At 44.9% G+C, this 11486-nt stretch carries 11 protein-coding genes; 2 read left to right on the forward strand and 9 right to left on the reverse strand.

Translation table 11 applies throughout. The features are described 5' to 3' along the window. Positions 1-125: 125 nt before the first annotated feature. Together AX762_RS10060 and AX762_RS10065 are read right to left on the reverse strand one after the other, a co-directional pair. Entirely contained in the window at positions 126-308 is a 183-nt protein-coding gene (locus tag AX762_RS10060; protein ID WP_071849005.1) for a hypothetical protein, read from the reverse strand. Between the two features lie 159 nt (positions 309-467). After that, positions 468-1571, reverse strand: coding sequence for a Glu/Leu/Phe/Val dehydrogenase (locus AX762_RS10065; RefSeq protein WP_071849006.1), 1104 nt, complete (start codon positions 1569-1571; stop codon positions 468-470). A gap of 160 nt (positions 1572-1731) precedes the next feature. On the opposite strand from AX762_RS10065, the gene AX762_RS10070 reads away from it, so the two are divergent. Beyond that, positions 1732-2619: a LysR family transcriptional regulator gene (locus AX762_RS10070; RefSeq protein WP_071849007.1), complete on the forward strand. Its 888-nt coding sequence runs from the start codon at positions 1732-1734 to the stop codon at positions 2617-2619. 45 nt (positions 2620-2664) lie between these two features. On the opposite strand, the gene AX762_RS10075 is transcribed toward AX762_RS10070, so the two are convergent. Genes AX762_RS10075 through AX762_RS10100 form a run of 6 tightly spaced genes read right to left on the reverse strand, consistent with a single transcriptional unit; the run spans position 2665 to position 9452 of the window. Beyond that, the gene (locus AX762_RS10075; RefSeq protein ID WP_071849008.1) at positions 2665-4050 is read right to left on the reverse strand and encodes a dihydrolipoamide acetyltransferase family protein; all 1386 of its coding nucleotides are present in this window, start codon (positions 4048-4050) and stop codon (positions 2665-2667) included. A 13-nt stretch (positions 4051-4063) separates the two neighbouring features. Next, positions 4064-5050, reverse strand: coding sequence for an alpha-ketoacid dehydrogenase subunit beta (locus AX762_RS10080; protein ID WP_071849009.1), 987 nt, complete (start codon positions 5048-5050; stop codon positions 4064-4066). A gap of 24 nt (positions 5051-5074) precedes the next feature. Then, entirely contained in the window at positions 5075-6064 is a 990-nt protein-coding gene (locus AX762_RS10085; RefSeq protein WP_071849010.1) for a thiamine pyrophosphate-dependent dehydrogenase E1 component subunit alpha, read from the reverse strand. A 21-nt stretch (positions 6065-6085) separates the two neighbouring features. Continuing rightward, positions 6086-7501 (reverse strand): dihydrolipoyl dehydrogenase, encoded by a 1416-nt coding sequence (lpdA, locus tag AX762_RS10090; protein WP_071849011.1) that lies wholly within the window; start codon positions 7499-7501, stop codon positions 6086-6088. Between the two features lie 14 nt (positions 7502-7515). Next, complete coding sequence (gene buk / locus AX762_RS10095; protein WP_071849012.1) at positions 7516-8601, reverse strand: butyrate kinase; 1086 nt, start codon at positions 8599-8601, stop codon at positions 7516-7518. Then, on the reverse strand, positions 8598-9452 hold the full coding sequence (locus tag AX762_RS10100) for a phosphate acyltransferase (protein WP_071849013.1): 855 nt from the start codon (positions 9450-9452) through the stop codon (positions 8598-8600). Before AX762_RS10100 ends, buk begins: the two co-directional genes overlap by 4 nt. 511 nt (positions 9453-9963) lie before the next feature. Here AX762_RS10100 and AX762_RS10105 point away from each other — a divergent pair. After that, complete coding sequence (locus AX762_RS10105; RefSeq protein WP_071849014.1) at positions 9964-11298, forward strand: sodium-dependent transporter; 1335 nt, start codon at positions 9964-9966, stop codon at positions 11296-11298. Positions 11299-11398: 100 nt separating this feature from the next. On the opposite strand, the gene AX762_RS13450 is transcribed toward AX762_RS10105, so the two are convergent. Continuing rightward, on the reverse strand, positions 11399-11486 hold an 88-nt coding region (locus AX762_RS13450; protein ID WP_143139312.1), incomplete at its 5' end, for an IS3 family transposase.

Genomic DNA, 11486 nt, shown 5'->3' on the forward strand with positions numbered 1-11486 from the left:
ATAATATATTTATTGTTGAATGTTTTTCTGTTTGCTTTGAGTATTATAGATTTCAATTTAACTTCTCTCGCTATAGCTAATTCTGTTTCTTTTATAACATCATTATTTGTCTTATTCTGTCTATTTTATAATTTTTTATATCCTCTGTTCTCTTTTTCATATATTGTCGGAAAAATTACAAGAGGGTCGTTCCACTTTTCTCGTGTGACTTCAATTATTAAAATAGCATTGTTTTTATCTCCAATCGTATTTGTTTCATTCTTTATATCACCTTCTTCTTCTTCAATACTGATACTAAGTATAGTCATCCTAGAACTTGCTTCGATACCCTTATTAACGCATGGTTTCCAGAAGCAATTTAAAGATGGTCAAATATAATAGTCTACGAGTGATTAGCTAAACTTTTAATGACTTTCTCAAATAAAAGGAGCTAGGACAAATGTCCCAGCTTCTTTTATTTCACAATTTTAACGGTTTAAAATCGATTTACTGTCTCTTGCAAAGATACTCTTCGTGTTTCTGACTGCCGCAATACGTTCTTCAGCTAAAATATCGGCCGCTTTATAGGTTGGAATACCGTCCCGCTCGGCGATTTCGAATACTTTTTCGATCTGATCATAGATGCGATTGACAGACATGCGTGCGCGCTTGGAGTTGTAGCCGCCGTTGAATTCATCAGCGACTTGGATAACGCCGCCTGCATTCAGGATATAATCAGGTGCGTAAACGATACCCATTTCGTCTAACTTATCACCATGACGCGTTTCAGCCAACTGATTGTTCGCTGCACCGGCAACGACTTTGATGCCGGCTTTTTCTATTTTTTTCAGGCTCTCATCATTGATAGAAGCACCCAGTGCACAGGGCGCATAGATGTCTATTTTAATGTCGAACATTTTGTCCGCTTCAACGATTTCACAGCCGAGCTCTCTGGCACGTTCTTTTGGTCTGTCAAAAATATCAGTCGCATAAACTTTCGCACCCTCTTTGAGTGCAGCTTCAGCTAACAAGTAACCCACTTTTCCGACACCTTCTACGAGGATGGATTTCCCTTGCAATGAATCCGACCCGAAGGCTTTTTTCGCAGCGGCTTTCATCCCGACATAAACACCGTGAGCCGTGGATGGTGAAGGATTGCCAGAAGTACCCGGTTTAAGTCCCGTACCTGCGACATAGTTCGTTTCCTGGTAGATATAATCCATTTCCACTTCGGTGGTACCGACGTCTGCGGCAGTTATGTAACGGCCATTCAACCCTTCCACAAACCGCCCAAACGCTCTGAACATCGCTTCTTTACTCACTTGGTTTTCAGGATCTTTCAGGATAACTGTTTTTGCTCCCCCAATGGGTAAGCCGCTTGCCGCGTTTTTATATGTCATGCCGCACGCAAGTCTGAGCACATCTTCGATCGCATCTTCTTCATTTTCATATGTCCAGTAACGTGTGCCGCCTAAACCGGGTCCCAAAGTCGTATCATGAATACATGTGATAGCTTTCAAGCCTGTCTCTTTATCCTGCATAAAGATCATTTGTTCGTAATCATGTTCTTCCAAGCTTTTGAATATTTCCATTCCTATAACGTCCTTTCCCTATGTTCAGATTTTTTATTGCCATCGTTTCTGGATTCGATTGCACTATAAGAAGTCATTTAATTTCCAAACTATATTAACCGTTTTCATTATTTCTGTTGTATAATGAACCAATTAGCATATTAGTTGAAGGAGGATCGACTTGGATATCAAACAATTGAAATACTTTATAGAAATTGCCAACACTAAAAACTTATCGCAAGCGGCTCGGAATTTATTCCTTACCCAGCCGACACTTTCGTTCACCATTAAAAAATTAGAAGCGGAACTCAATACCAAACTCTTCGATCCAAACGACAAATCGTTCAATCTCACCCAGTCAGGCAAACTTCTGTATACACGAGGGGAGAAGATCGTCACTGACTTTGATACGCTGGTCAGCGAAATCCAGCACATGAGAACGGATTCGAAAGAAATGATACGCTTAGGACTCACTATTTTGTTTGCCATCCAGTATATGCAGCAGATTTCCAATTTTATCGCGACCCATCAGAACGTGGATTTGATTATCACTCAAAACGGGTCCCGCAAAATCCAGGAAATGCTCGCCAACGATGAACTGGATATTGGCTTGGTTTCCTTTCCCAACACACAGTCGAACGCTATTTCGATCGAGGCACTCAACACGTCGACCAAAGGTTATAATGTACACGTCGTTGTCCCGGAAAATAACCCCTTATCTGAAAAAGACGTATTAAAGTTTGAAAATCTGAAAGAGCAGCGGTTCTCAACTTTGAACGAAAACTTCATGCTCGGTCAGATGCTTCTGGACCGAAGTCGTCATCTGGGTTTTGAACCGAACATCGTCATGTATCACGACGATCTGCAGGTGCTGCTTTATAGTTTGCAGACGCTGGATTCCATCTGTTTGTTGCCGATCGAATACAAAGCAATCGGTGCCCTGGAGGGTTTGAAGTGGATCCCCCTGCAGGATAAAAACGATTACTATCCCATTGGTGTTGCCTTGAATAAAGGAAAGGCCCCAACCAAAGCGATCAATGACCTAATTGGTGAAATCAAAAAGAATTGACTGCTTCTGACAGTTTTGCTCATTTAGTTGAGTGAAACTGTTTTTTCAATATAAATCTGACTCATCTGAAAATTTCTGCAGATTTTCTTTGACATCATTCAAGAAACGACCGGCTTGGAGGCCATCGATCATGCGGTGATCGATCGATAAGCACAAGTTGATCATATCGGCTGCTTTGAACCCGCCATCTTCTGTCGGGACAAAACGTTTCGTGATGCTTTCGACCTGTAAAATCGCTGCCTGCGGGTGATTGATGATGCCCATGGACTGGACAGAACCGAAACTGCCGGTATTGTTCAAGGTCATTGTGCCGCCTTGAGTATCCTGATTACCTAATTTGCCATCCCGGGCTAAGCTGGCCAAACGATCGATTTCTCTCGACAAGCCACTGAGTGAATAATGATCGGTATGCTGAATCACCGGCACAAATAAATGTTCCTCGGTGGCGACAGCGACTGAGATATTGATGTCCTTATGGAAGACAATGTTGCCATTGTCCCATGACGCATTGATGATCGGGTGTTTCTTGAGCGCCTGCACAACGGCTTTAACGAAGAATGGGAAGTAAGACAGTGTGATCCCTTCTAGTTCTTTGAATCGATCTTTCGTTTTGTTTCTTAATTTAACGATATTGGAAACATCTGCCTCCACCATCAACCATGCATGGGGGATTTCTGATGTGCTTTGCACCATTTTCCTAGCGATGGCTTTGCGGATACGGTCAGCCGGAACTACTTCATCGCCGACCGTTGTATATGATGCAGCCTGTTCGGAAGGTGTTTCAGTTTTTTTACTCATCTCTCTTTCGATCATCTCTTTTTGAACCTGTAAAGAGCCTTTGTGTAAGTCTCCATTCGCTGCGGTCTGACTCTTCACATCAAAGTTCAAGACATCCTTGCGCGTAATACGTCCGTGTTTCCCTGACCCTTCAACCTGCTTCAGGTCGATGTCTCTTTCCTGAGCGATACGGACGACTGCTGGAGAGTAGCGCGCCTTTTTGTCTGCCATTGGTTCCGACTCTGCAGAAACACTTTGCTGAATAGACGCTTTTGTGTCTCTTTCGATTGGCTTTTTTTCGGCTGCTTCATCTATTTCTTTGTTGATATGATCGGTCATCTCTTCTTTTTTCTCAATGGCGGAAGGACTTTCTGCACCGAAAGGTTGTTCTGACTCGCCAGCTTCCTCTGCGTCATCTGTTTCAATGGATAACATCGGCGTCCCAATTTCCACATCGGTATCTAAGTCAATCAAAAATTCTTTGACAATGCCCGAGTAATTTGACGGGATCTCAGTCGTCACTTTATCCGAAACGGCTTCGGCAACGGGATCGTATTTGTCTATTTTGTCGCCTTCAGAAACTAACCACAAAGCAATCGAGGCTTCCGTGACGCTTTCACCCAAGTGAGGCATCTTGATTATCTTTATACTCATTCACTCTTCCTCCTTAAAACTCTGCGAGTTCACGCATGGCATTCAGTACTTTGTCTTCAGTTACCAAAAATTCACGTTCCAATGGCAGCGCATATGGCATGCTTGGTGAATCCGGACCAGCCAGTCGTTTGATCGGTGCATCCAAGTCAAACAATGCTTCCTCGGCAATTATGGCTGAAATTTCACTCATGACGCTGCCTTCTAAATTATCTTCAGTTACCAGCAGCACTTTGCCTGTTTTCTTCGCTGCTTTGACCAGGGTCTCTTTGTCTAAAGGATAAATGGAACGAACGTCCACTACTTCCGCTTCATAGCCTTCTTTGCTCAATATTTCAGCGGCTTTGAGGGCATGATTCAAGACCATACCGTATCCGATAACCGTGATGTCATCGCCTTCTCTGACCACATTGGCTTTATCGATCGGTACGACGTGATCGTCTTCCGGCACGTCTTCTTTGAGCAAACGGTACAGGCGTTTATGTTCATAGAACAGCACTGGGTCGTCACAGCGGATGGCTGCTTTGATCAACGCTTTTGCATCACGTGGTGAAGAAGGGGTCACGATTCTGAGCCCCGGCTGACCGAACAACACTTTTTCGGTTGACTGAGAGTGATAAAGTCCGCCACGGACCCCACCGCCGTAAGGTGCACGGAAAGTAATCGGTGCTGTCCAGTCCCCTTTCGTCCGGTAACGCATGCGACTCGCTTCTGAAATCAGCTGGTTCACGGCCGGCAGGATATAATCGGCAAACTGGAATTCCCCGATTGCTCTGTACCCAACTGTGCCGAGCCCCACTGCAAGTCCTCCGATAAGACCTTCTGTCAGCGGAGTATTGAAGCAGCGCTCATCGCCAAATTTCTCAGCTAATCCTTTGGTTACACCAAAGACGCCGCCTTTCATGCCTCCAACGTCTTCTCCAAAAATCACCACTTTTTCATCTCGAGCCATTTCTTCTTCGATTCCTTTATGAATGGCTTCTAAGTATGTCATCATTGCCATGGGCTTAACGCATCCTTTCTTCCTTTATTTATCTGCATAGACTTGCTCAAGTATGGTATCTGGTGTTGGATCAGGCATGGCTTCTGCTTCGTCCGTCGCCTGGTTGATTTCCTCTTTAAGATCTTTATCCATTGCTTTCATCTGTTCACGGGTCAGGTATCCTTCATCAATGAGTTGTTTTTCAAACAAGAGCAACCCGTCGTTGTTTTTCAAGTTTTCAATATCCTCTTTGGAACGGTACACAGAGTGATCATCATCCGCCGAATGTGCGGTCAAGCGTGTCACCATCAATTCGATCAAGGCGGGTCCTTTACCGTTTCGTGCGTCCGCTACAACTTGCTTGAAGGCCAGATAAGATTCTACAAAGTCATGGCCGTCTACCTGTATGCCCGTAAAGCCAAAAGCCGGTCCGCGGTCGGATAGTTTTTCACTGGCATACTGTTCTTCTCGTCCAACGGAAATCGCGTAGCCATTGTTTTCAAATACAAAAATGAGCGGCAATTTTTTTACGCCGGCAAAGTTCATGGCTTCCTGCACTTCACCCTGGTTGGCTGCCCCTTCACCTGTTGTCGTCAGGGTAACGTAGTCTTTCTTCCCAAGCTGAGCACCGTAAGCGACACCGGTTGCCAGTGGGAACTGCGTGCTGACTGTTGACGAATGCGTCACGATATTATGTTCTTTGGAGCCATAGTGGTTCGGCATCTGACGGCCATGGGAAGACGGGTCGTCCTCTTTACCGAGTGAACCGAGCAAAATATCTTTCGGTGTCATTCCCCAGACCAAGCACGGTGTCATGTCCCGATAATAAGGCAGGAAATAATCTTTATCGTGGTCAAAAGCCATCGCCATCGCCACTTGTCCCACTTCATGTCCCTGTCCTGAGATGTTGAACGATGTCTTGCCGATACGGGTCAGCTGCCATAGCCGTTCATCCAGGCGACGTCCTAGTAAAACGTATCTGTACGCTTTGATGATTTCTTCTTTTGTCAAACCAGATTCTGCCAGTTTTTTCATAGTCTCTTCACACTCGCTTTCTTATTTATGGATCGCTAATTTGTAGACATCCAGCGCCGCTTCTTGAATGGCTTCCGTCAAGGTCGGATGCGGATGGATCGCTTCACCGATTTCAAGCGGGGTCGCATTCAAATAAATCGCTGTGCTCATTTCTGAAATCAGATCCGTCGCATGCGGACCAATGATGGACACGCCGATCAAATCATCGGTTTCTTCATCTCTCATCACTTCAACAAACCCGTCAGCAAAGCCATGAATCAAGGCTTTGCCGTTGGCATTGAAGTTGAACGTTCCCATTTTGACTTTTTTACCTTCCGGTAGCGTTTCTTTTGTGTAACCCACACTGGCTATTTCAGGTATCGTATAGGTGCAGCGTGGCACATTCAGATAATTTATCGGGTCACTGGTTTCGTGAACGATGTGTTCAACGGCCAGTTCTCCCTCTTTCATCGCCACATGAGCGAGCTGCAGGGTATCGATGCAGTCCCCGATCGCATAAATGTGGCTCTCTGTCGTCTGGTAATGATCGTTCACTTGGATCCCTTTGGCATCATATTTAATCGATGTGTTCTGAAGACCGATCCCATCCACATTCGGTATTCTCCCGATCGCGACCATTACTTTTTCAAATGATAAAGGCGTGTCTTTTCCTTTCACAGAAAGGTTCACCTGGCCGTCTGTTTTTTCCACGCCTTCAACGAGCTGGCTGAGTTCCACCTGAATGCCGCGTCTTTTGAACTGTTTGAGCAATGCTTTAGAAACCGTCCTGCTTTCGTTGACGATCAGTCGATCAAGTGCTTCAAAGATCGTGACTTTGACACCCAAACTGTGAAGAAGTGACGCCCACTCGACACCAATCACGCCGCCGCCAATGATGGCGATGGATTCCGGCAGTTCTTCAAGTTGAAGCATCCCAAAAGATGATAAAATAGTTTCTTCATCCAATGGCAGATGCGGCAAGGTGGCCGGACTTGATCCTGTAGCAATGATCAGTTTTTTGGACACATAGATTTCTTCTTCTTTGTCTTCGTCGTCAAACGTCACGGCTACGGCGCCAGAGACCGGTGAAAAGATCGACGGACCTAACACGGCACCCTTGCCATACACTACTTTGATCCTATTTTTCTTCACCAGCCCCTGTACACCCTGATACAGCTGATCAACTATGGCTTGTTTTCGTTCGTTCACTTTTTCAAAATCGACTTGGACTGAGCCACTGATGTCTACGCCGTATTCTTTTGCGTTCTTCAAGGTGTCCATCACTTCCGCACTTCTAAGCAGCGCTTTTGTTGGAATACAGCCCCAGTGCAGACACGTTCCACCAAGCTTGTCCTGTTCAATCAGTACCACGTCCATGCCCTGCTTTGCTGCCTGTATAGCTGCGACATAGCCGCCTGTTCCGCCACCTAGTATTAGAAGGTCTGTTTCTATCGCCATCGCTTTCCCCTCACTTATCCACTATTTGTCTCGCTGTATCGTTTCGGTTCCTCTTCATTATTTAAGACGCGCATGACGCCTTCGTGCAGGGCGTCCATTTCCATTTCCCCCGGCATGACTACCACCGGAGCAATCCAGGACACGCGTTCTTTGATATGTTCCACAACAAATGCACTATAACTGGCACCTCCTGTCAGGATGATCACGTCGACGTCGCCTTTCAAGACCGTGGCCATTTCGCCAATGGCCTTCGCAATCTGATACGTCATGGCTTCAAGATAGTCCGCAGCTTCCCGGTCGCCCTTATCGATTTTTTCGATCACATTCCTTAAATCGATTTCGTTGAGGTATGAATTGATGCCGCCATTACCGGCCAGTATTTTTTTGATCTGGTCCAGTGTCATCTCTTTTTCCAAAATCATTCTGGCAAAGTCATATAGGGGCAAACCGCCTGTGCGTTCCGGCGTAAATGGTCCTTCACCGTCCAAGCCGTTGACCACATCGATCATCCTGCCTCTGTGATGTGCCCCGATACTTGACCCACCTCCTAGATGCGCAACGACGACATTACTGTCCGTATATTCCTTGTTCTTTTGCTGCAGGACCTTTCTAGCTACGGCTTTCTGGTTCAAGGCATGCGCCACACTGCGGCGTTCGATTCCTTTCAAACCGGACACGCGAGCGATGGCATCCATCTCATCCACAACCACTGGATCAACGATATACGCGTTCACACCCGCTGTTTCGGCAATTTCATTGGCCAAGACAGCTCCAAGGTTTGATGCATGGGTGCTGTATTTCTCTTCTCTTAAATCTTTCAGCATCGCCTCATCGACCAAGTAAGTTCCGCCTGGAATAGGTTTCAAGAGACCTCCTCGACCCACCACCGCTTTTAGATCTTCCGGTCCATAACCTCCCTTTTTCATGAAGTTTAGAATAACTTGCTTACGAAAAGCTTTCTGATCGATAATCCCGTCATATTGAGCGAGTTCTTCCATCTTGTGACGGATCGTTTCAGTCGCAACTGAGTCCTTTTCGTCGTATAGAGAGACCTTCGTCGATGTCGAACCCGGATTGATCACCAATATCAACTTTCTCATAGATACCCTCCAACAGTTTTTTTGTCAGTCACTTGCATCAACGCAAATTTCAACGCATACAGTTTACTCTCTACATCATCACTGCGGGACGTTAAGACGATTGGTACTTTCGTGCCGACGATCGTTCCTCCCATGATTGCTTCTCCAAAGAGTAGGAAGGATTTATACAAGACATTCCCCACATCGATATTTGTGACCACCAGAATATCTGCATCGCCTCGAATAGGTCCATCGAACTTTTTATGTTCTACCGCTGTTTTAGATAATGATAAATCGAGTGAAAGCGGACCGTATACCATCGCTTCAGAACAATCCTTGAATCGTTCTGTTAATGCTTTAGCCAGAACCGATGAAGGCATTTTTGGGTTATAATTTTCTGCTGAGCTGATTAATGCTACCTTTGGATGCTCAAGCCCAATAGCCTTCCCTACCTCTATGACATTGTTGATGATTTGTTCAAGCTCATCTTCTGTCGGCATGATATTCATACCGGCATCTGTGAGTAAAATTTGTCGGTCCATAGCCGGCAGATTGACTAAAGCAACATGTGAAAGCAAGTCCTGTGTTTTCAAGTCATGTTCTTTTTTCAGCATTTCTTTTAATAAGACATGTGTCTGCACGCCTCCTTTTAGCAAAATATCTGCTTCCTTGTTCACGACACTTTTTACCGTTTGATGCACCATGTCTTCTTCTGATTCACACTGTATGTATTCCCACGTCTTTTCATGATCGATATTGGGTTCGACATCAAAAACCTTAAATTTAACGCGATCTTTGAATTCTATTTGACTCAGCCTTGCCAGTTCCAAAATTTCTTTTCTAGAACCACCTGCAACTGCAACTGTTGGCATTCTTTCCACTCTCCTAAGTTTGTAAGCGCTTAACTTAAGTTTACCTGATATTTCCTAATTAGCAAATACTTAATATGTATAGAGCTATAAATTTTATTTATACAACTAAAGATTTTATCTTGACCACCTTACTACCTGACCCAATATAGGCCAATTCCCGGTTAAAAAAAGAAAATGTTTGGATAAATCGTTTTGCTAGCACGTTTCAACTTTTTATTGTATGATTTAAAATATTTACAAACGTACGGTAACAGCATTCATCCTTTTCACAAGCTAGATATACAGACACTAGTTTGTATCTTTTATATTGTGAAAATCACTTGTGATCGAATGCTTTTAGCTCTACAATAGGGTCAAATAAAACATTCTACCTTGCACACTCTCATATCATATCGGTAACAACCTTTTAAAAGTCTTGGATCAGAAGGTTCAGCTATTCGTGTTACGATTCTCAACAGTTGCGTTCTTAACTGTTTGAGAAAATGACTAACAGAAAAGGAGTGGTACTATTATGAAAGATACAAGAGAACAATGGGGATCTCACTGGGGATTTATTTTAGCAACCATGGGCTCCGCGGTCGGGCTGGGAAACATCTGGCGTTTCTCCTATGCCATGGGCTCAGGTGGCGGGTCTGCCTTTTTAATCATTTATCTTATCAGTGTCTTGTTACTTGGTTTCCCAGTCATGATGGTCGAATTTTCAATCGGACGTCGCGCGCAGGCTGATGCGGTCGAATCGTTCAAGAAAATCGCCCCTAAAACAGCTTGGTTTATCGCCGGTGGCTTCGGTGTACTCGCTGCTTTCCTGATTTTATCGTTCTATGGGGTCATCGGTGGCTGGTCAATGCGTTACACCTGGGAATATATTTCGGGTGGCGTCACCGGTGATTCTTCAGCCTTCTTCACAAATTTTATCGGTGATACCTTTTCTCCTGTTTTCTGGCAATCGTTGTTTATGTTACTTGCCGTTGGTATCGTCTTTATTGGCGTACAGAAAGGGATCGAATTGACAAGTAAATTGATGATGCCGATCCTAAGTTTCCTCATCATCGCTTTAGCGATTTACAGTATGACCTTAGGCGGCACAACTGAAGCCCTTAACTTTATGTTTAGACCCGATTGGGAGGCATTTGCTGATCCGAATGTGTACGTCACCGCGATGGGGCAGGCATTCTTCACTCTAAGCTTGGGCATGGGGATCATGCTCACGTACAGCAGTTATTTAAATCCAGATGAACGACTGCCCTCTTCGGCAGCGATCGTCATTGCCCTGGATACGGCCTTCGCTATCATTTCAGGTCTGGTTATTTTCCCGGCACTCTTCGCTTTCGGATTAGATCCGGCTGAAGGCGCCGGCTTGATCTTTATCGTGTTACCCACTATCTTTGAGGCTCTCGGCGGCATTGGTGTCTTTGTCGGACTCGTCTTCTTTGTCCTCTTCACCTTGGCGGCCCTGTCTTCAGCCATTTCGCTGCTTGAAGTTTCCGTCGCTTACTTTATGCGCCGATTCAACAAATCACGGAAAGTCGTAACCGTCTTAACTGGCATCGCCATTACCCTACTCGGTGTCGTATCTTCACTCAGTCAGGGAGCGATGGAAATCACAGTGTTTGGTTACAGCTTCCTGGACTTTATTGATGGCTTTACTGGGAACGTGCTGTTGCCACTTAGTGCCCTATTAGCCGTTATCTTCGTGACGTGGACGTGGAAAAATGACGAAATCCTCGAACATACCGACACCAAAGATACCTCATGGGGTCCGTCTTTCATCTTCGTCACCAAATATATCGCTCCCCTTGCTATACTCGTTGTTTTGATCATGGGCATGTTGAACTGGTTGAGTTGATCTCAACAAGAAAATAAGTATCCATTAAATTAAAAACCCCACTGTTCTCTACACTTGACTGTAAACCGGACCCTATGTCAAGGAGAGTATAAAAAACACCCTATGCTGCGGGTTGTAAAAGAAGCTGGCTTCGGTATGATACCGGAGTCAATTTTTTTAGTTTCCATTGTCCTCGTTCGTTGTTGTAA

This window comes from Alkalibacterium sp. 20, from assembly GCF_001885615.1.
In the GTDB taxonomy this organism is placed as follows: domain Bacteria; phylum Bacillota; class Bacilli; order Lactobacillales; family Carnobacteriaceae_A; genus Alkalibacterium.